Below are 19,159 nucleotides of genomic sequence, written 5' to 3'. Positions count from 1 at the left end.
GCGAAGTTGCAGCCGATGCGGCAACCAACTGAGCAACTACAACACCGGTCCGCTGTGCTTCACTTGCACCCGGTCTCGGCCTATGGAATCGCACCCGCCTGCAGTCCCGGAGCACGTCTGGTTTGATCCAGATGTGCGAAGTGCACTCGTCGCATGGGACTTCGGGCGAGTCAGCAGTTTGATCCGGCTGCGCGGTTCCCTCAGGCAGGACGACTTGGCCCAACTCACGGGCCTGAGTCAGGCGTTCCTGTCCATGTTGGAGGCAGGCAGTCGCCGACTCACAAATATCGACAGGATTGTCCGATTCCTTTCGGGTCTCTCCGTCCCGGCCGAGCTTGTCCCACTTCCCCTGCCGCGGTCCACGCTTACGTCATCCGTGCATGGCTCCGTCCCGGTCCCCAGCGATGCCGACCCGAGCCTGCCTTGGACCACGGCCCGTATGGTGGCGGCACTGGAGATAGCGATGGAGGGCAGCGCGATGCACCGTCGAGGATTCCTCGCCGCTGGAGGCGTGGCACTGACGGCCTTCGTGAATCAGTGGGATGCAGCCGAAGCGGAGCCACTCCGTCGTGCGGCAGAGGGAAGCCGCCTTTCCCAGGTACTGCTCGGCAGTCTCCAGCACACCACAGACCATCTGCGCACGATGGACGCGACCGCTGGCAGCGGCACGCTCAAAACCCTCGGCGACAAGCATTTGTCGTTCCTCAAGCACCTCGCGCAAGACACGACGTACGACGAGGCGACAGGCCAGCAGCTCGCAGCCATCATTGCCGACACAGCTACGCAGACGGGATGGTTCGCCTTCGACTCCGGTGACCGCGACGGAACCCTGGGGTATCTGTATGCGGCTCTGCGCGCGGCCAAGGCGTCGGGGGACGTGCGGCTCGGCGCCGGCGCCCTCTCCTACATCGCCATCTACGGATACTCCACAGGGGCGCCATCCCGTGCCGTTACGGCGGCGCAGCGAGCTCGGGAGGCAGTTGGGAAGCTCGGCGCTCCGGCGCTCGAAGCCATGCTGCTGACGCGGCAGGCCCGTGGACACGCGAAGCTCGGCGAACGTCAATCGGCACTGGCTGCGATTGGACGCGCGGCCGAACTCTGTGCTCAAGGGCGCTCAGATCGTGATCCGCACTGGCTGTACTGGATCAACGAAGGCGAGATTCACGGCCAGGCTGCCAGTTGCTACCTCGATCTAGGTGATCCACGTCGTGCTGCCGAGAGCTTCACTGAAGCATTGAAGGCGCTCAACCCTGGAGACCAGCGAACCAAGGGGCTCTTCCTGTCGCGCGCTGCCACAGCCCACGCTGCACAAGGCGATCTCGAAGCCAGCTGTGCAGTGGCACACGAGGCTCTCGACCTCGCCGAGCACCTTCAGTCCGCCCGCTTCAAAGAGCACGTTCAAAGCATGCTCGACCAACTCAGCGCGGCCGGCCAAAGCCCCTACGCTCAAGGCGTCCTGGATCGAGCCCTCGCTATGCAGGGAAAAAGAAGCAGGAGTTAACCATGGCCCGTCGCATCCTCGTGCTGTGGGACATCGACCGCACGCTGTTGTACGTCGGAGACATCGATCGGCAGGTCTACCGCGAGACCTTTTCCGAGATCGTCGGGCGGCCGGCGGACCGGCTTCCCGCCAGGGGCACAGGGGTAACCATGCCCCTCGCTATCCGATCGCTGCTCCTCGACAACGGCGTCTCTGAGCCGGAGGTTCCCCGGCTGCTGCCGCGTATGGTGGACCTCCTACCGCATCGACTCGCCGCGCACGCTCAAGATCTTCGGCGCCTCGGGTTCGTACTGCCCGGTGCAGTATCTGCCCTCCAGGCAGTGCATGGGCAGGCGAACCTCGTGCCGACCGTTGTCACGGGGAACCTCAAGCCCAACGCGCTTCTGAAGCTGAGAGCCTTCCAACTCGAAGGGTTCCTCGACACCGAGATCGGCGGGTACTCCTCTGATGACGATCACCGCCCCGCTCTCGTCTCTGTGGCTCAGCACCGTGCTCAAGGCAGATACGGCACGTCGTTCACGCGCTCCAATACGGTCATCATCGGAGACTCCCTTGAGGATGTTCGTACGGGACTTGAGGGCGGAGCGGCTGTGATTGGTATCGCGTCAGGCAAGACCAGTTTTGACGAACTGGCAGCCGCCGGAGCTGATGTTGTCCTCGACAGCCTTGAAGACCCTGCTCGACTTCTGGACGCCATCGCGATGCTGACCACGGATGATGCGTGACTGGTCTGGCCTTCACTTCGATATCACTGGAGTGATATCGGCGCAGTCGCGTGGAACATACGCTGTCAGGTGCAAGAAGAGGAATGGGGGGCGTGATGCAGAAGCACAGCCGTGTGTGTGGTGGCTGTGGCTGCCGTCTCAGCCAGTACAACCAAGAGCCTCTATGCGCCACCTGCGCACGCAGCCAGCGCCTCGTTGTCTGCTCCGCCCCTCGTGTCCCGGACGTAGTCTGGCGAGAGACTGAAGTCCGGACCGCCATCGCGGCTTGGGAATTCGGCCGAGTAAGCCGACTCGTTCGCAAAGCAGCCGGCCTGCGCCAGGATGATATTGCGTTCATGACTGGGCTGAGCCAGGGGTACGTGTCAATGCTCGAAGCCGGGAGCCGCCGCTTAACAAGCCTTGAAAAGGTCGCGCAGTTCCTCAATGGCATCGGTGCGCCTGACGAGCTTCTCCCGGCGCCACTCGGCGGCGTCCAGCCGGCAGCACCTAAACTTCTTGTGTTAGAGCGTCCTTCCTTAATTGAGGAGAACTCTGGAAGCGGTCGGCGGACATCGGATTCCTGTAATCTGGCAGCGCAGGCTGCAGCGCAGTCGTTGCAGTTCGTTGAGGAAATCACGAATAGCAATGTGAGTGACGTTGAGCTCGTGAAGCTGGAAGCAGAAATCACCCGTCTTGCGGCCGAGTACGTGCATGCTCCGTTGCACTCCCTATTCGAAGACCTCGTGTCGACGCGGGACAGCATCTTCTTCCTGCTCAAAGGTCGACAGCCGCCTCGACAGGCGCGCGAGCTGTTCCTCCTCGCTGGCACGAGTTGCCTTCTTATCGCGCACGCATCCCAGAATCTGGGAGATGAAGGGGCCGCAGTCGCCCAGCTCCAGACGGCCTGGACTCTGGCGGAGCACGCCGATCACGATGATCTGCGGGCGTGGGTCAAGGGCACGGCTGCCCTATTCGCGGAGTGGTCACCGCGGCAACAGGCTGCCCTGGACTACGCACAGCAGGCCATGCTGCTTGCGTCTGAAGGTGAGACGCGGGCCAGGATCGCCGCGATCGAAGCCAGAACCGCCGCTCGCCTCAAAGACTCAGACAGGGCAATCGCCGCGCTCGATGAGGTCAAGCGAGCCCGGGAGCTTCGGACAGAGCCCAATGGTCTGACTCGTTTTGGTGGGCTGCTCACTTTTCCGGTGGCCAAGCAGGCGTACTACATAGGCGGCACCTACGCCCTCCTCGGCAAGCACCGATTGGCAGAAGAACATGCCACCGCAGCGATCCGGCTCTATGAAAGCGGGCCGCAGGAGCTGCGGTCCTACGGTGATGAGGCGCTGGCACGCCTCGATATCGTGACAGCACGAATCGCCGCAGGCGAAGTCGAAGGCGCTGGCGAACAGCTACAACCCATCCTCGAACTGCCCGAAGATCGACGTATCCGCCAACTTGGTGATGCCATGCATGGAGTGGCTAGGCTCCTGGAGGATCCACGATTCGCCCGCACCCGACGGGCTCGCGAGCTGGCAGACGCGGCCCGCGGTTATCAGGTCATCGACACCCGAGCGAAGGTCATCGCCTCATGACAACGACGGTCTCTCCTGAGTCCGCCGCCCGTATCGCCTGTCGAGCATCGGGCTTGCCAAACAAGTCCCTCACACCGCTTCATCACCACGCTACCTCGGTGTTCCTAGTGGACGCTGGGGATGTGGTGGTACGCGTCAGCCCCGCTGCGCAGCAAGGGCGTCTTGAAACCTCTGTGTTGCTTACTCGGTGGCTTGTCGCGAACGGCTTCCCAGCCACGGAGCCTGCGGATGTTCGCCAGCCAGTGGTCTGCGCTCCCTACACCGTCACCTTCTGGCGGCACTACCCGCAGACAGGGTCGGGCGCGCCAGCAGCCCACCACCTAGGAAGTCTGCTGAGGTCGCTCCACGATCTGCCGACCCCGCCCTTCGAGCTGCCGGAATTTCAACCCCTTTCCTCACTGAAGTTGACGCTCAGTTCCAGCACGTACCTTACGGTTCTGCAACGAGACTGGTTGGCGGCTCGGCAGGCGCTACTTTTGAAGGCTTACCGGAGTTTGGACTTCCCGCTCGGTTATGGCCATATACACGCCGACGCGTACCCGGGAAACACGCTGTGGGACGCGCCAAACGTCAGGCTCGGAGACTGGGACGAGGTCGCGATTGGTCCGCGGGAAATCGACTTGGCCAACACATTCCAGGGTGCCCGTTTCGGGCGGAGCGTCAGGGAACTGGACGACTTCAGTCTTCGTTATGGGTACGACATTCGGAATTGGTCAGGGCTCGCTGTCCTTTGCGGAATTCGGGACCTGCATACGCTTGGATCCTTCATTCGCAGAGCTGACCGCGGCGACGAAGCTGCCGCAAGGCAATTGAATCATCGCATTGCAACGCTCATGAACGAGGACAGTCAAGCTCAGTGGAGTGCCGCATGAGCTTCCTGTGTATGTGCTTACCGTTCGCGTCCTCAGGTTCGCGTCGTGATTCTAGAGTCGAATTCTGGCGAGGAGGCGACTCGACTGGCCCTGAGCGCTTGGGCTAGGGTCGAAAGCGCTTCGAAGACGCCAAGGACCTCGCTGAGAAACTCGAGATACGTCATCCCGGAGGGGCCATCATCGCTGACAATGTGGCCTGTCTGGAGGCCGATGTGCTGTCGCGTGCCCAATCGTGTTCCGGCGGCGATTATTGAGCAAGCTCTCGAATGACTCCCAGCCTGGAACCTGTGCCACATATGCGATCTTGAAGGCATTGGGTAGCTTGTCGAACCTATCGAGGTTCCTGGGGCGCTGCTTCTCGGGTACACGGCCGGGGTGAACGTTGCCGAAGTCGTCAGGGGTGCCGCGCTTCACGGAGCTCTGAGCTGCGACGAGCGGCCACAGGCACTTGCAGGCGAGCTCGAATCCGTGCTGGTAAAGGTCCCTCACCGGTCGGCCACATCGATGCCTGACGCGGCCGTCACGGTGATCACGTAGTCGCGTCCGGCGAGTTCGAAGAACACGGCTGGCTCATCGGGCGAGCGGTAGTCCACCATCGCCTCGGCGTCAGTTCGCCGGATCAGGGCCGCCACTACGTTGACCAGGAGCCGGTGCCTGTCCTCATCCGACACCTCGTCACTGTGACACTGACCGTACTCGGCCAGCAGCTCCCGTACGTCCTCCATCAACCGCCCCGTGCATCGTGTCGGCCGGGCACCATGCCCGGAGGAACGATTGTCGCTCACGTCCAGACATGACGCGCTCGGTTATGTACGGAAACAACGAACGTCCACGACGTCCATGCCGGCGGTCTTGGCCGCTTGAACGCCTTCGGTCGAGTCTTCGTAGACCAGGCAGCGGGCTGGTGCGACGGCGAGGCGGGCCGAGGCCAGGAGGAACAGGCCGGGGTCCGGTTTACCCCGAGGCACGTCTTCGCCGGTGATGACGTCAGCGAATAGCGGGCGTAGCCCGGTGGCGTCGAGGCCGGCGTGGACGGCTCGGCGTGCACCGCCCGAGGCGATGGCCAAGGGCACGCGGCCGTGCAGGGTTTCGGCAAGCTGAACCACCGGTCGGTATGTCTGCAGTTCGGCGATCTCATCGAGGATCAGGTCGAGACACTGGGCGACAACCTCGTCGATCGGCACGTGGGTCCCCGTGGCGGCTGACAGTTCACTGATCAGCTCTGCCCCGGAGGTCCCGATCTTGGATGTGTAGAACGACTCGTCCATGGTGAGACCCCAGTCGGCGCAGGCTCGGGAGAGGCCGCGGAAGTTGAGAGGGTGGCTGTTGACGAGCGTTCCGTCCCAGTCGAAGAGCACCGCGTCGTAGCGGTCCAGGTCCGGAGGATTCCCGTGATCGCAGGTGCCGGGTGCCGGGCAGCCGTCGGCGGGTGCGGCGCCGAGCGGGTCGCGTTCGGCTGGTGAGGTGGACGAGTGCTGGGCGGCCGGGGGGCCGATTTGGGGGTGACGTGCCGGCATGGTGGCCTCGCTGTCGCGTCGTCAGAGGGTTTTCGTGATGAGGTCTCGTGCGTGGCGCTGGGCAGCCGCGGGATCGGCCGGGGTTGCGGTGACTGCCGACATGAGCCGTCCGAGCAGGTGAACGGAGCGGTAGGCGGCCAAAGTCTCCTCCGAGCACGGGATACCGTGGTCGGCGAGGAGTCGGCTCAGATGGACCGGATGGACAGCGAAGGCATGAGCGGCCCGCGCGTAGTCGAGGCTCGGATCCCCGTAGATCGCCAGCTCCCAGTCGAGGCCCGCAGTACCGGCTGGCCGAAACAGGAAGTTCCCCGGCTCCGGATCGTTGTGCAGGAGACGAGGCGCGTCCGGCTCGGGCGGGAGCGCACTCGCCAGTGCCTCGGCCGTGGCGGCGGCTTCGTGGAATCCGTGGCGGGCGAGCGCGGCCTGATACGAGACGAGCCGCTCGCGCAGGTAGTCTCCCCAGCTTGCGGCCCCCGGGTCGAAGAGACGACCGAAGCCCGGGCCGGTGATCTGGTGGACACGATGCAGGTAGGGGATGACCCGCCGCAGCGCCTCCTCACCACTGCCCGGCGCCGTGCCGTGCAGACGTCGCAGGATCAGCAGTCGGCGGCCCCGGACGGAACCGCCCGCGAGTACGGACGGGGCTCGTATGCCGGCCTCGGAAAGCCTCTGCAGAGCTGCCTTCTCGGTGTGCGCGCGCCAGGGCTCGCGGTAGACCTTGGCCACGGCGCCGGGCAGGCGGAGGAGCCGGTTGCTCGGGGGAATCACTGTGGCGCTCATCGGCTTGAAGCGGGGCTGTTGAAGGCCGCGCGCACGGTCTCGGTGACGGCGGCGTACGGGGTGAGGGTGCCAAAGCGCAGGCTGACAGCCGGCCGGTCGGCGAGGGCGTCGACAACACGGGCGCCGTTGCGCGCGAGGGCGTCGGGGTTGCTCGTCCGGATGCTGAGCCAGTCGCTGACGTAGATGTTGTCGCCCGGCGACATGCACTGAGCGCCCAACAGCTCCCGGGCCGGTTCGGGGTACAGCGCCTGCAGATGTAGCTCGTGGGAGCCCTGGATGACCTGCGGAAAGACGACGAGATCCACGGTTGAGGTCGTGGCCAGTGGGGTGCCGGTGCGCTCATGCCATTCGGAGGGGAGGATGTGCAGTTTGTTGGAGCCGCGGAAGTTCTGCCAGTCGGTGTTCATCGTGGACTGGGGGCGCGTGAGGTCCCACTGCTCGGCGCTCGCGTATCCGAGTGCTTGCAGGGTGCCGCCGTTGAGCCTGATCGGGCCGGGCATGGCGACAGCCTGTGGAGCAGCACCTGGGAAAGCGGTGATCATGGTGCGGTCGTTGGAAAGGAAGGCGCCCTTCGCGGTCGCGGCCAGCGCGAGCGCGAGCGTGGACTTGCCGGCGCCGGAGTCGCCGACGACCAGGATGCCGCGGCCGTTCATAGTGGCGGCCGAGGCGTGCAGGCACACCCAGCCGTCGTCCTCGGCCCGCCGGTAGCCGATCTCCCGCAGATGCCGGGCGGCGTTCATCGTGGCGTCGGTGTCGTCGCAGGTGATGACGGTGAAGCTGTCGGGGTGGCGGACAATGAGCTGCGGCGCGATCCCGGCATCGGGATCGGTCAGGAGTACCGGGCCGCCGGGCATCTTGTGCCATGTTGCCGGGGCACCGACGTGCATCAATACACGGCGTGGCGCTCCGGTGCCCCGTGAACGGACACGCTCGGCAAGGGCCGCGACGCGAGCACGGGGCAGGGCGAGACAGCGCATCGTCGCGGTGACGCCGACAGCTGCGGGGTCGGGGCGTACGACGTTCCACAGGTTGCTGGGCGGCGTGAATAGGCGCTGTACGTAGGTCGTCGCGGTGCTGGTAGATGCGAGCACCGAGATCGTGAGACCGCTGAGCTGGACGGTGATCTTCTCGGTGCACCACGTGTCGAGGGAGGCCGCATGGGTGTTGCCGTCGAGGAAGGCGTCGAGCATGGGTATGACCTGATCAGCGGCGGGCATCGGCATCTCCGGCTGCGAGGAAGTGTTCGATCTTGCTCTGGCCGTTGCGGGCGTGCGGGATGTGGTGAGCCGTCAGGACGGCGGCGACGGTGTCGGCGGTCTGGGCCACGGACTGCCGTATCTGGGAGGCGGTCGCGGTGACGGGGGCGGCGGTGAAGCAGGCCCCGTACTCGATCTCGACCTGCTGCAGGGTTCCGGGGTGCGGAGCGAGGGTGGTGGTGTCGACGGTGACGGTGGACCAGTGGCCGTCCGTGTCGGCGGGCGAGGGCAGGTCCCAGGTGGCGCGCTGGAGCAGGCCGGCATGAATGAGGCGTGGGTGGCCGAGGACTTCCGCGACCTGGGCCAGGGCCTCGTCATGGGTGGCGGCGGGGCGGATGGTTTTGTGGAGCTGGCCGTCCTTGAGGACTTTGGCCTTGGCCCACCAGGTTCCGTCGGAACGGGGTGTGAGGGCGGCGTATTCGCGCCGTCCGGTACCGGGCGGCAGATAGATGTCCGAGCGCAGGATGCGCCGGTGGATGGTGGGGCCGCTGACCGGCACACCGGTGGGGGGCAGGTGATCGCGCAGCAGACGGGCGACCGCGGCGGGGTTGGCAGGGACGGTGAGGGTGATCTTTTCCTCGGCTTCCGGGCCCTGTCCGGAGCGGTGCCCGGGGCGGGGCAGCGGGAAGTTCGCCGCAGCACGCTCATCGGCGATGCGGCAGGCCCACGCCGTGAGATCTGCGGACGCGTCGGCGGACACGGTGGTGCGGTGGAAGGCTGCCAGGACGATGGCGTCCGGACGCCATTCCACGGTGACGAAGAAGACGGCCTCACCGGTGGATTCGTCGGCATGGCAGGCCCATAAGGGGACGAGGAACACCCCGGGGACGGCCTCCTTCGGCCGGCCGCCGTTGGGCCCGTGCCACCGTTGACGGCGCAGAGTCGGCCCGTCAAGGACGAGAGCGGGGCCGGACACCGGGTTGCTGAGATGGGCGTAGGCGAGGCCGGGGTCGGTCGGCGAATCGGTGGTGGCCGCGACGAGAAGCACGAGTGGTCCCTTCGGAATGGGCTACGGCCGAGTGAGGATCGCGCGCCATACCGAGCGCTGCCCCGGGTCTCCCGGGCTGAGGTACTGCACGGCTTCCCCGCTCGGGACGAGTCCTGCGGCATGGATGAAGCAGAGCAGGTCCTCGGGGGAAAGGAGCGTCATGTGCTGGCCGTTCGGCAGGGCGTACCGGTCGTCGCCGAGGGGAGTGAGGCACGGGTCGACGTGATGGGCGGTGAAGAGGTTCAGCGACAGCGTTCCGCCGGAGAGAAGGACCCGGTGCAGCTCGCGCAGCGCCGTGGAGAGGGCGTCACGGTGGTGGAGGTTGTGCAGGACGCCGTGGCACACGACGAGGGACGCCCTCCGGTCGTCCAGAGGGAGGCGGGTGACGTCGGCTTCGGCGAAGGCGGTCCGGGGTCCGGCGTGGCGGCGGGCCTGGTGCAGCATGCCGGGGTGCAGGTCGATCGCGAGGACCTGGTAGCCCGCGGCGGCTAGGGCGGGCACGTTCCGGCCGGCACCGCAGCCCGCGTCGAGCGCGAGGGCGGTGTCGGGCACCGGGGCGGTGAGCAGATCCGCGAGGTAGGGCGGCGTGGGCAGCTCGGCGAAAGCGGCGACCGTGGCGCGGTCGTTCCAGTAGGTGCCGGTGGGCGCCGGTCTGGGGTGGGTCACTGTTCCTCCTGGCCGTGGAGGGTGTAGCCGCTATTCCACGGCCGGCAGCGCACGGTCCGCAGTCCCGCGTCGGCGAACGCTTGCTCGCACCGTTCGGGCCTTCGGGTGAGGGCGGCGAAGGTGGGACCGACGGAGGACAAGGTGAGGACCTCGGCGAGGTGCTCGGTGAAGATGTGCTCAACCTTCTCGCCGGTGGCCAGCAACTCGGGATGGGAGAAGGCGCAGTTGGCGAGGCTCCCCATTCGGAAGCGGTAGTCGAACAGCAGGCTGCCGAGCGGACCGAGGTCCCCGTCGAGCAGGGCGGGCCAGGCGTCGTGCAGGAGCCGGTAGGCGATCTCGGGGCCGTACGTGCGGCCGGTGGTGGTGAAGGCGTCGAAGTGGCGGGCCTCGGCGGCGAGGCTGTCGCGGGCGTCCCAGATCACCGGGTCGTGGGGCATGCCGAGCACGATGCGCATGTCCTCGGGCAGGGCGGCCTGCAGCAGCGGCACGTGCGCGCCGGCGATCACCTGGACCGCGCCGGGTATGAGCCCGGCCGTCGCGGATCCGCCCAGACACTGGACCGGCAGAAGGTGAGCGTCGTCGTGGTCGATCTCCTCACCGTGGTTGAGTGCCAGGAACTTGACGAGCCGGCGGGCGGGGACGGGATGTCCGTAGAGCTCGTTGACGGCCGCGGCCACGGCGGCGATCTGCCCGCTGCTCGAGCCGAGTCCGAGGTGCGCGGGCAGGTCTGGGGCGCTCACCCGTACTCGCAGCCGCTCTCGGGTGCCGAGTGCCGTGCGCATCAGCAGCGCGGCGTGCCGGGCGAGGGCCGGGTGGTCGCAGTCGGGGGTGGTCTGGACGGCGGGTCCGTCGCCGACGATCTCGACCTCGACGCGGCGCATGAGGTCGCAGGCGAAGAGGAGTTCGCCCGCGAGGTAGGCGCCCTGACTGGGAACGATCTTGCTGGAGTCCAGGGCCATGGCGTTGATGCGGCTGGGGTAGTCCAGGCGTATGTGATCGGCAACGGTCTGTGGCGGGTTGCTGGGCCTGGGGTCGAGTGCGAGCGGTGAGCGTGGGGCGCCGAGCGGGAAGGGCGGAAAGTCGCTGTCGATGGAGGCGCTCATATGGGACTCCCGGGGCTGAGAAGGGCGCGGGCGCTTTCGGTGACGTCGAGCAGGCGGTCGAGGGCGCTGGTGGTGTAGCCGCCGCTGCCGAGGGCTCCGTCATCCCGGACGGCCATGTTGTCCCGTGCGAGTTGGCGGTGGGGCAGGCGAAAGCGCAGCAGGTCGTCGATGAGCAGGGCGACGGCCGGCCGCAGGTGCGGGTGGTGGCGGGCGAGGCGGGCAAGACCCGGAGTCCGGCGGGCTGCGTCGACCGTGGCACGGTGGTGCGGCGGCAGGTAGAGGACGTTGTCGGTGAGGTACTGCTCGTACCAGGCGGCGAGGTTGCCGGTGGCGGCCTGGCTGAGGATCATCACGTCGAGGACGAGCAGTGGCATCTGGGCGCCGCCCGGCGCGTAGTAGGTGGTCCCGTCGATGTCCAGGGGCGGGTAGTACGGACGCAGGAGACCGGTGAAGTACTCCGGTGCCAGCGTGCGTTTGACCGTCAGCAGATGTGCGGCGAAGGCTCGCAGCCGCTCGTGGACGGTCGCGGCGAGCTCGTCGGCCGCTTCCTGGTTGGCCGCCTCGGGGATGCCCGCGCAGTGCCGGATCGCGTCGTCGAGGGCGTGGCTGGCGTCGGTGACCTCGTCGATGAAGACGTGCTCGCCCGGGGTGTCGGTGAAGGAGCGCCTTCGGGGGCCACGGGGGTTGCGGGTCGCGTAGGAGTACACGGTCTCCCGGGGGACCTCGTCGGCTGTGGCGCCCAGGTGGAGCATGGCCGCTTCGACGGCGGGCGGCGGGATAGGGCGGGAGGTGTGGCGGGCGAGGGAGGCGGTGATCATGCCCAGGTCCCGTAACGCGGCCCGGGCGGGGGCGACGTCACGGATCGAGGCAGCGTGCCGGGAGAGGCGCTCGGCTCGGGTGTGCAGCCACCTGGTGTCGGCCGCGATGTTGGCCTGGGGCAAGGCCCTCATCACCGCGTCGGCGCCGAGCGGGTCGAGCGTGGCCGTGATCGAGTCGAGGTCGTGGGTGAGCGTCATAAGTCCTCTCCCGGCTCCCGGTGTCCCGGGCGCGGTCATTCGATGGGCAGGTCGTCCCGGTAGGACCACACGCGGCCGGCGCTGAGGCTGTCGAGGTAGTCCAGCAGGGGTTCGATCTCGGGTCGGGTCGCGGTAGAGGAGGCCAGGACGGCCTTGGCCTGGGTCAGCGGCAGCAGGACCGCGCCGGTCACTTTGCCGTCCGGGTCGTGCACCGCGATCTCGCCGTCCCACTCGGTGCAGTCAAAGGTCAACACCACGGTGGAGGGGTACTTCTCGGTCGTGGTGTTGACCAGGTAGGCCAGCGGGCCCACGGCCCTCAGGTTCAGGCCGGTCTCTTCCTTGACCTCGCGGACCAGGGCCTCGGTGAGGAGTTCGCCGCGCTCGACGCCGCCGCCGGGGACGGACCACATCTCCTTTCCGTCACGCTGTTCCTGGACGAGGACGATGTGGTCGTCGCGGCGCAGCAGTGCGGCGACGACCTGGACACCGGGCCCGGTGACCGGTGCGGGAGCCGGAACGGCAGGGGTGGCGGTGTCGTTGGCGGTCATGTTCGCTCCAGTTCGGTTCGCAGGGCCGCGGTGCACCCGGGGAGCTGGGTGGGGTCACGACCGTGCCAGTACAGGAAGTACGACAGGGTGATGACCAGGCGGTGGAAGGCGAGGCGCTGCTCGAACAACGGGTCGGCCACTTCCCCGCGTTGCTGCCAGTAGGCGTCCAGCATCTGTTGCCGGTCGTGGGCGGAGGGCAGGCACCATCGGTCGGGTTTGACGAAGTCGCTGGCGTATTCCGCTGTGGTGGCGTGGTCGAAGTCGAGCAGGGCGATCTTGCCGCCGGGACGGATGAGGATGTTATCCGGGTGGATGTCCTGATGGGTATTCACGCACTCGTGGTCGCCGAGTGTTTCGGCCAGACTCAGACCGCGCTGGCGGGCTGCCTCGGCGAGTGCGGTGGGAATCAGCCGGTGTCGGCGCAGGCCGTCCAGGAGGTCGGCGAGCTGGCGGGCACGGGAGGCCGGTGTCGCCACGAGGGGACGTGGTGGCTGGATGGAGTGCAGCAGGGAGATCTGGCGTCCGAGCCGCGGCCACAGGTCCCCCGTGATGGCGTTGTCCTGGCGGGCTTCGGCGAAGGTGCGGCCATCCAGCCATTCCTGGAGCAGGAAGGGGCCAAGGTCAGGGTCGGCGCCCACGCGCAGGACCTGCGGGACCGCGACGCCGCCCGCCCTCGCGGCGCTCATGGCCGCGCCCATCTGACGCAGATGGGCTTCGCCCTCACGGTCGTTGAGCTTGAGGAGATAGGCGCGGTCGGAGTCGGCAAGGTGCCAGCAGGTGTTGAAGCGGCCCTGAGGCAAGGGCCGGGCGCTGAGGGTTTTGGCGCCGGGCAGGAGACGGCGCAGGGCCGTGCGGTCGAGCGTGGCTGTGGTCATCGGCTGGCTCCCGCGATGACGAGGCTGGCGGGCAGTCCGTCGCGCATGAACACCTCGTGGACGTTCTCGGCGAAGTCGATGACCTGCTCGACGCCGAGCTGGTCTGGGTCGCGCACGTCCAGGCGGGGCAGTGCGCCGTGCAGCTGGCGGCCGAGGTCGAAGGGCGCGGCGAGTTCGACGGCATCGGTCCTGGGTTCGGACAGCGCGGTGAGTGCCAGGTGCAGGCCGCTGTCGCTGACCCTGCCGTCCACGGTGCACAGTCCCGCGGTCGCGGAGCGTGCCGCCAGTACGGTGCCGATGCTGGTGGGGGCGAGAAGTTCCGCCAGGTAGGCGGTGCCGGTCCAGGTCCGGCCGGCCTCGATGTCCAGCTCGGTGTCGAAGAACCGGTTCGGGAAGCGCCGGAACTGCTCGCGCCGAAGGTGCCGGCGGCGCGGCAGCAGCACATCGGCGTTGTGACGGGCCATCTGGACGACGGGGGCGGCGGCGCCGTCGGTGCGGCGCACCCTGATCTCGGCCGAGGTGTCGATGGAGAAGGAGTAGTCGTCGCTGTGGGGGCGGAGGAATCCCGCCGCGTCCTTGCCGATCTTGGCGGTGATGGCGTCGGGGAAGATCTGCAGCTCGTCGGCTCCGTGCTCGCCCAGGGCTTTGTACTCGGCGGAGCGGAAGGTGCCGTCCGCCTCGAAGTTCAGCAGGACACGCAGGGAGCCCGGCAGCAGCATCGTCGCGTGGATCGCGCCGACCAGGGACAACTGCTGCTGGTGGAGGTCGAGGACTTCGAGGAAATAGCCCTCGGTGCGCACCCCCATCAGCTCATTGGCGAGGGGATTTTTCAGGTCGGGAGCGTAGATCCACAGGTCGCCTCCGGCCCGAGCCTCGCCCCAGCGGATGTCCTGCATCTGCTCGCCGGTGGCGCGCCGGTGGGCGAAGGTGTGGAAGGAGTAGCCCGGCACCTGCGGGTCACGACGTCCTTCGGGGTGGACGACGAAGTGACGGAAGCAGTCGGTGTGGGTGCGGGTGTCCGCGACCACCTCGGAGGTGATGCTCCGCCGGCTGCCGCGGTCGTCGGAAGCCGTCGCGCGGGCCTGGGCGGTGGCATCGGCCAGGTGCCCGGCGAACGCGGTGATCTGGGCGCCGGTCAGGGAGGCGGAGGCGTAGAAGTGGTAGAAGAGGCGCGTCCCGCCGCCGTGCGGGTCCGGGAGGCTGAGGGGGACGAGCCGGTAGTGGTCGCACAATTCCGGCGGCAGCCGTCCGCCGGGGTGGCTGAAGGCGGCGGAGAGAACGGGCGCGTGCGGGGCGGGCACCAGCAGGGCGTCGGGGTCCGCGGCCCGTACGGCGGCGGTGAGCTGATCTCGGTGTTCGAGGCAGCGGCTCGTCAGGGCGGTGTAGCCGGTACGGCCCAGCGTGTGCAGCGTGGCCCACAGGGCTGCCGCGGTGGCGCCGGGGCGGGAGCCCAGCACGGTCTCGTCGGGGATCCGGGTGTGCGGGTCGATGCGGGTGACGTGTTCGAGCAGTCCCTTGCGCACGAGCAGGGCCCCGCACGCGTACGGCATGAGACCGGCCTTATGGGGATCGACGGCCATGGAGTGCACGCCGGGGCTGCGGAAGTCGAAGGGCAGATCGGGGGCGGTGAAGGGGAAGACGAATCCGCCGTGGGCGGCATCGACGTGCAGGAAGCATCCCGCCTGTCCGGGGTGCTGGAAGGCGAGGTCGCGCAGGTCAGCGGCGATCTCGTCGACGGGGTCGGCGAAGCCGCTGTTGTAGTAGCCGGCGGTGGCCACCACGATGACGCCGGTGATCCCGGCCGCTATCGCCTCCTGTGCGGCGTGGCGGACCTGCTCGCGGGTCAGGGTCCAGGTGGGCCCGGCAGGCAGGCGTACCAGGTCGAGGTCGAGGACCTCGGCGGCCTTGCCGACCGAGGCGTGGCACAGGTCGGAGGTGATCACGCGGACCTGGTGGCCGTCGGCGCGCAGCAGGTTGCGGGCGATCCGCAGGGCAGCAAGGGTCGCTTCGCTGGCACCGCCGGTGAGGTGTCCGTCGAGGGCGCCGCCGCGATAGAGGCCGGCGAGGACGGCCAGTGCTTCCTTCTCCAGCCGCCGGGTGCCCGCCTTGCCCTCCCCGAAGCGGGTGTGGGTGCCGACGTTGTTGGTGTTGAGCGCGGACCAGTCACACAGGACACGTACCGCCTCCGGATGCGGGGCGGCCATCGCGAAGCCGAGCCGGGTCTGCTCGGGGTCGTCCCACGCCGGTATCTCGCCCCGCGCCTGTTCGAGGTGCTCGTCGATCAACGCGCGGCTCCAGCCGGTTTCGGGGAACGCGGTCGGCACGGCCCAGCCGATGTCCAGATCACCCATGAACGGTGTCTCCTCGGGTTTCGGGGGCGAGCTCGCCCAGGTGCTCGGTCTTGGTGAACCTCAGTTCCCGGCCGGTCAGTCGGGCGGCACCCGCGCGCACGCCCAGCAGCCACGGACCCAGCCCACTCACCGCGGGCTGCAGCATGTAGGTGGCGACGGCCGCAGCGGGCGGCGGCTGCCGCCAGGTCCCGCCGGCAGGACCGGCCGCTCGGAAGTCGTCGAGGACGCGTCCGCGCAGCCGGTAGGCCACGACCGGCTCGATCAGGCCCGCTGCCACAGCGGCGGCCAACAGCGGCCCGTACCGCCGCCTCACCGCCAGGTGGGTGGCGGCGGCGCCCATCACCGCCGGTCCCAGCGCCCAGGCCGCACCATCGGCCAGGGCGCGGGCCGCCAGGAGCCGCTGCCCGGCAGCCGAGAGACGGGTGGGGTGCGCCTTGGCGAAGCGGTAGTCGTGGCGGGTCGCGGCGTTCGCGAAGGCCACACTGCTGAACGCCCGCGCCATCGCCCCCACGCTCTGGTAAGGCTCGACGATGTTGACCGAGGGCAGCACCGCCATCGGCTCGCCGGCCATGCTCAGGCGGTGACCGACGGCGAGGTCATCGTGCGGTTCCTGGAAGAACCCGATGTCCTCGATCTTGTCGCGGCGCACGATGAGCCCGGAACCCACCCCGTAGACCATCGGGCGCGCGAGCGCGGCCAGCAGCCGGGGGCGCTGGCCGGGAGCACACCAGCGGGCCACTTTGATACGGCGGTACTCGATGCCCAGGGTGCGGCGGAACGCGGCAAGATCCTGGCCGGACATCACCGCCGAGCGCCGCCCGCTGCTACTGCCGGGGAAGGCGGGCAGCATCGGCTGCTGGATCATCGCGGGCCGCCCCTTCGCGGCGCGGGCGAACTGGGAGGCAAGCCGGGCATCGGGGACCGCGTCGGCGTCGAATACCGCAACGTAGTCGCCGTAGTCGCCGACGGACGGGGACAGCTTGTCCAACTCCGCCACGGCGTAGTTGAGCTGGGAGGCCCGGCGGCCCTGCCCCGGGTAGGACACGACGGCGAAGACCTCCCGGCCGAGCCTGGTGTTGTGCTGGTCAGCCAGCATCCGGCACACGTCGTCGGTGGTGGGCCGGCCGCTGGGCGTCTCGGCAGCCTCGCGTGCCGCGGTGACGACCAGGACGCGCAACTTAGGCCACCGGGCGGCGAGCGCGGCGAAGTGCTCCAACGAGCGGGGCATCACTGCCTGCTCCCGCAGAGCAGGAATGATCACCGTCAGGCCCGGCGTCTCCTCGGGAAGGTCCTCCTCGGCACGGTCGGCCTCGGTGCGTAGGTCCCGGTAGGACAGGGCCAGGGAGGCCGTCATGTAGAGGGCCCTGGCGGTGTAGGCGGCGGCGAGCAGCCGGCTGGCGCGGATCACGCTCTCTCCTGTTCGACGAGGCCCAGTTCGGCCAGGCACTGTTCGGCGTCCTCGAAGTAGCGGGGGCGGGCTTGGGCACGGCAGGCCAGGATGCGGGACCGCGCGGCGGCGGCTGACCATCCGCGCGAGCGCAGAATCGTGTAGGCGGCGGCCGGGGAGCGGTTCACTCCGGCCGCGCAGTGGACGTACAGCCGGGCGTTCTCCTCACGTGCCGCCCGTTCAGCGAAGGCCAGGCAGGCGGAGTACCAGTCGGTGCCGCGCGAGGCGCCGTCGTCCTCGGTGGGCGCCGAACACCACACCAGGCCGGGGCAGATGGCCGCGGGCGGTGGCGCCGGGCGCGGGGTCCGGCAGTCCAGGACGTGCGTGACGCCCCGGTCGAGGAGCTCGTCCACGGCGCGTGTGCTGTCGGGCGCGGCTCCAAGCAGGAGCCAGCTCGTGACTGGATGAGCGTCGAGGCGGAGTTCAGCGCCCATGAACCGCCTCCCGGGCCGCCGGGCGGGGAGGCGTGTAGATCCTCTCGGCGGTGCCGTGGACGAGCCGCCGGGCGATGTCCTGGCCCATGGTGACGGCGTGGTCCATGTTGCCGATCTCGTAGCGCCAGGTGCCGAAGCGTCCCCGCGAGTAGATCTCGTGGCTCTCCAGCCAGGGCTGGATGCGCCCGAGGGCCGTGTCCCGGCCGGTCGTCGGAACCGGGTAGGCGTACGGAATCAGTTCCAAGTGTCCGCTGACGCGCTGGGCACCGTCGGGAACCAGACCGCAGCGCCGCAAAGCCGTGTCGCACTCCTCGACCAGGGCGGCCTCGTCGAGGAGGGCCCCGGCGGGCAGCGACGTCTCGGTCATCCAGGCCGAGTACCGGCTCGGGTCGCAGTGAGGGACATTGGCCGGTGCGTACCGGGAAAAGTTCGTCGCCCGGTAGAACGGCGCCTCACGGCCGGGAAAGTACAGCCACGAACGCCGGTCGGTGGTCGGTGACTTGTAGCCGAGGCCCACCATGGCCACGGTGGTGTGTTTCAGAGCCGTGGCGGCCTGGCGTACATACGCGGGTGCCCCGGCCGTCATCGCGACGAGCTGATTGAGCGCGCCGGTGGCCACCAGGCTCCCGTAGGAGAGGATGCTGCCGTCAGAGGTCAGCAGGGTTTTCGCCGCCTCATCGATGCGCAGGACGGTCTGCCCCGTCCGGACATCGCCGCTCAGGCGGGAGGCCAGCCGCTTCCAGATCGCGCCCGTGCCGCCCGACGCTGGGAAGGCGAACTGTGCGTTGGGGCCCCACCGGCTCGTTGAAGTCGATTCCGACGTCACCCTCCTTCGCAGTGCGCTGGTGTCGGCGGGTGCGACCCGCTCCGCTATCCAGGAGGAGGACATCTCGCTCAGGGCCGTGGCCCATATCTTGTGGTTGTACGGGGCGAAGAACTCTTCCACCAAGGCCGGGCCGTAGGTGGCCTCCAGCCACACGCCGAAGTCCGTTCCCGAAGAGGCCGGGCCGCGGGCCTGGGCCATGGCCAGATCGTCCAGGCACTTCTGGGCCTGGGCCACGGGGAGGTGGTGCAGGTGCTGCTGGAAGGGGTAGGGGACCCACCGTCCGCTGTGCCGGACGAACGAGGAGCGCTCGTGGCGCAGCAGGTCATGCGGCGCGAACAGCTCGTCCAGTAACGCGTCGAAGCTCTTCACTGTGGAGAATACGACGTGACCGCCGAGATCCCAGGTGAAGCCGGCCTCGTCGACGACCGAGGATCCTAAGCCCCCGACCGTCTGCGCGGCCTCCAGTAGTACCCAGTCGCGGTGACCGAGGCGCTGGAATTCGTGAGCGCACGCGAGTCCGCACGGTCCCCCACCCAAGATCACCACCGGGATGGTGGCGCGTGCTCTGGTGTTCCTCACGACACTTTCCCCCTCGCGCGGTCGGAACTCAGTCGGTGCCTGCCTCTCGGCCTGTTGTCCTCTTGGAGTTGATGCAGGCGGCAGCCCGCAGACCACGGCCCGGG

18 protein-coding genes are annotated in these 19,159 nt (G+C 68.3%); 4 read left to right on the top strand and 14 right to left on the bottom strand.

All coding sequences use genetic code 11. The features are described from left to right. Nucleotides 1-439 precede the first annotated feature (439 nt). From ACIHIX_RS18210 to ACIHIX_RS18195, 4 genes are all read left to right on the top strand, one after another. The gene (locus ACIHIX_RS18210; RefSeq protein ID WP_399956690.1) at nt 440-1,501 is read left to right on the top strand and encodes an XRE family transcriptional regulator; all 1,062 of its coding nucleotides are present in this window, start codon (nt 440-442) and stop codon (nt 1,499-1,501) included. A gap of 2 nt (nt 1,502-1,503) precedes the next feature. Continuing rightward, a complete protein-coding gene (locus ACIHIX_RS18205) occupies nt 1,504-2,226 on the top strand; it encodes an HAD family hydrolase (RefSeq protein ID WP_399956687.1) in 723 nt (240 codons plus the stop codon). 83 nt (nt 2,227-2,309) lie between these two features. Next, on the top strand, nt 2,310-3,797 hold the full coding sequence (locus ACIHIX_RS18200) for a helix-turn-helix domain-containing protein (RefSeq protein WP_399956684.1): 1,488 nt from the start codon (nt 2,310-2,312) through the stop codon (nt 3,795-3,797). Further along, nucleotides 3,794-4,669: a phosphotransferase gene (locus ACIHIX_RS18195; RefSeq protein ID WP_399956681.1), complete on the top strand. Its 876-nt coding sequence runs from the start codon at nt 3,794-3,796 to the stop codon at nt 4,667-4,669. Before ACIHIX_RS18200 ends, ACIHIX_RS18195 begins: the two co-directional genes overlap by 4 nt. A 485-nt stretch (nt 4,670-5,154) precedes the next feature. On the opposite strand, the gene ACIHIX_RS18190 is transcribed toward ACIHIX_RS18195, so the two are convergent. The 14 genes from ACIHIX_RS18190 to ACIHIX_RS18125 form a co-directional block, all read right to left on the bottom strand. Next, entirely contained in the window at nt 5,155-5,394 is a 240-nt protein-coding gene (locus ACIHIX_RS18190; protein WP_399956678.1) for a hypothetical protein, read from the bottom strand. A gap of 81 nt (nt 5,395-5,475) precedes the next feature. Continuing rightward, nucleotides 5,476-6,186 (bottom strand): HAD family hydrolase, encoded by a 711-nt coding sequence (locus tag ACIHIX_RS18185; RefSeq protein ID WP_399956675.1) that lies wholly within the window; start codon nt 6,184-6,186, stop codon nt 5,476-5,478. Between the two features lie 21 nt (nt 6,187-6,207). Next, nucleotides 6,208-6,966: an aminoglycoside phosphotransferase family protein gene (locus tag ACIHIX_RS18180; protein WP_399956672.1), complete on the bottom strand. Its 759-nt coding sequence runs from the start codon at nt 6,964-6,966 to the stop codon at nt 6,208-6,210. Further along, nucleotides 6,963-8,183 (bottom strand): hypothetical protein, encoded by a 1,221-nt coding sequence (locus tag ACIHIX_RS18175; RefSeq protein WP_399956669.1) that lies wholly within the window; start codon nt 8,181-8,183, stop codon nt 6,963-6,965. The genes ACIHIX_RS18180 and ACIHIX_RS18175 overlap by 4 nt, the downstream gene beginning before the upstream one ends. Further along, the gene (locus ACIHIX_RS18170) at nt 8,170-9,210 is read right to left on the bottom strand and encodes a hypothetical protein (protein WP_399956667.1); all 1,041 of its coding nucleotides are present in this window, start codon (nt 9,208-9,210) and stop codon (nt 8,170-8,172) included. The genes ACIHIX_RS18175 and ACIHIX_RS18170 overlap by 14 nt, the downstream gene beginning before the upstream one ends. 21 nt (nt 9,211-9,231) lie before the next feature. After that, nucleotides 9,232-9,876, bottom strand: a complete 645-nt coding sequence (locus tag ACIHIX_RS18165; protein WP_399956664.1) for a class I SAM-dependent methyltransferase — start codon at nt 9,874-9,876, stop codon at nt 9,232-9,234. Further along, the gene (locus ACIHIX_RS18160) at nt 9,873-10,979 is read right to left on the bottom strand and encodes a hypothetical protein (RefSeq protein ID WP_399956661.1); all 1,107 of its coding nucleotides are present in this window, start codon (nt 10,977-10,979) and stop codon (nt 9,873-9,875) included. The genes ACIHIX_RS18165 and ACIHIX_RS18160 overlap by 4 nt, the downstream gene beginning before the upstream one ends. Then, nucleotides 10,976-11,995, bottom strand: coding sequence for a monodechloroaminopyrrolnitrin synthase PrnB family protein (locus ACIHIX_RS18155; RefSeq protein WP_399956658.1), 1,020 nt, complete (start codon nt 11,993-11,995; stop codon nt 10,976-10,978). Before ACIHIX_RS18155 ends, ACIHIX_RS18160 begins: the two co-directional genes overlap by 4 nt. A gap of 35 nt (nt 11,996-12,030) precedes the next feature. Next, the gene (locus ACIHIX_RS18150; protein ID WP_399956656.1) at nt 12,031-12,543 is read right to left on the bottom strand and encodes an NUDIX domain-containing protein; all 513 of its coding nucleotides are present in this window, start codon (nt 12,541-12,543) and stop codon (nt 12,031-12,033) included. Continuing rightward, nucleotides 12,540-13,418 carry a phosphotransferase family protein gene (locus tag ACIHIX_RS18145; RefSeq protein WP_399956653.1) on the bottom strand — a complete coding sequence of 293 codons (879 nt, stop codon included), beginning with the start codon at nt 13,416-13,418 and terminating at the stop codon, nt 12,540-12,542. The genes ACIHIX_RS18150 and ACIHIX_RS18145 overlap by 4 nt, the downstream gene beginning before the upstream one ends. Beyond that, nucleotides 13,415-15,769 (bottom strand): pyridoxal phosphate-dependent decarboxylase family protein, encoded by a 2,355-nt coding sequence (locus ACIHIX_RS18140; protein WP_399956650.1) that lies wholly within the window; start codon nt 15,767-15,769, stop codon nt 13,415-13,417. Before ACIHIX_RS18140 ends, ACIHIX_RS18145 begins: the two co-directional genes overlap by 4 nt. Further along, the gene (locus ACIHIX_RS18135; protein WP_399956647.1) at nt 15,762-17,177 is read right to left on the bottom strand and encodes a glycosyltransferase; all 1,416 of its coding nucleotides are present in this window, start codon (nt 17,175-17,177) and stop codon (nt 15,762-15,764) included. The genes ACIHIX_RS18140 and ACIHIX_RS18135 overlap by 8 nt, the downstream gene beginning before the upstream one ends. After that, nucleotides 17,174-17,650, bottom strand: a complete 477-nt coding sequence (locus ACIHIX_RS18130) for a hypothetical protein (protein ID WP_399956644.1) — start codon at nt 17,648-17,650, stop codon at nt 17,174-17,176. Before ACIHIX_RS18130 ends, ACIHIX_RS18135 begins: the two co-directional genes overlap by 4 nt. Continuing rightward, complete coding sequence (locus ACIHIX_RS18125; protein WP_399956641.1) at nt 17,640-19,055, bottom strand: protoporphyrinogen/coproporphyrinogen oxidase; 1,416 nt, start codon at nt 19,053-19,055, stop codon at nt 17,640-17,642. Before ACIHIX_RS18125 ends, ACIHIX_RS18130 begins: the two co-directional genes overlap by 11 nt. Between the last annotated feature and the right edge of the window lie 104 nt (nt 19,056-19,159).

Origin of the sequence: Streptomyces sp. NPDC051913 (assembly GCF_044593635.1) — a bacterium.
Classification (GTDB): Bacteria; Actinomycetota; Actinomycetes; order Streptomycetales; family Streptomycetaceae; genus Streptomyces.
The sequence above is the reverse complement of the archived record's forward strand: the minus strand, read 5'-3'. Positions and strand labels throughout refer to the sequence as shown.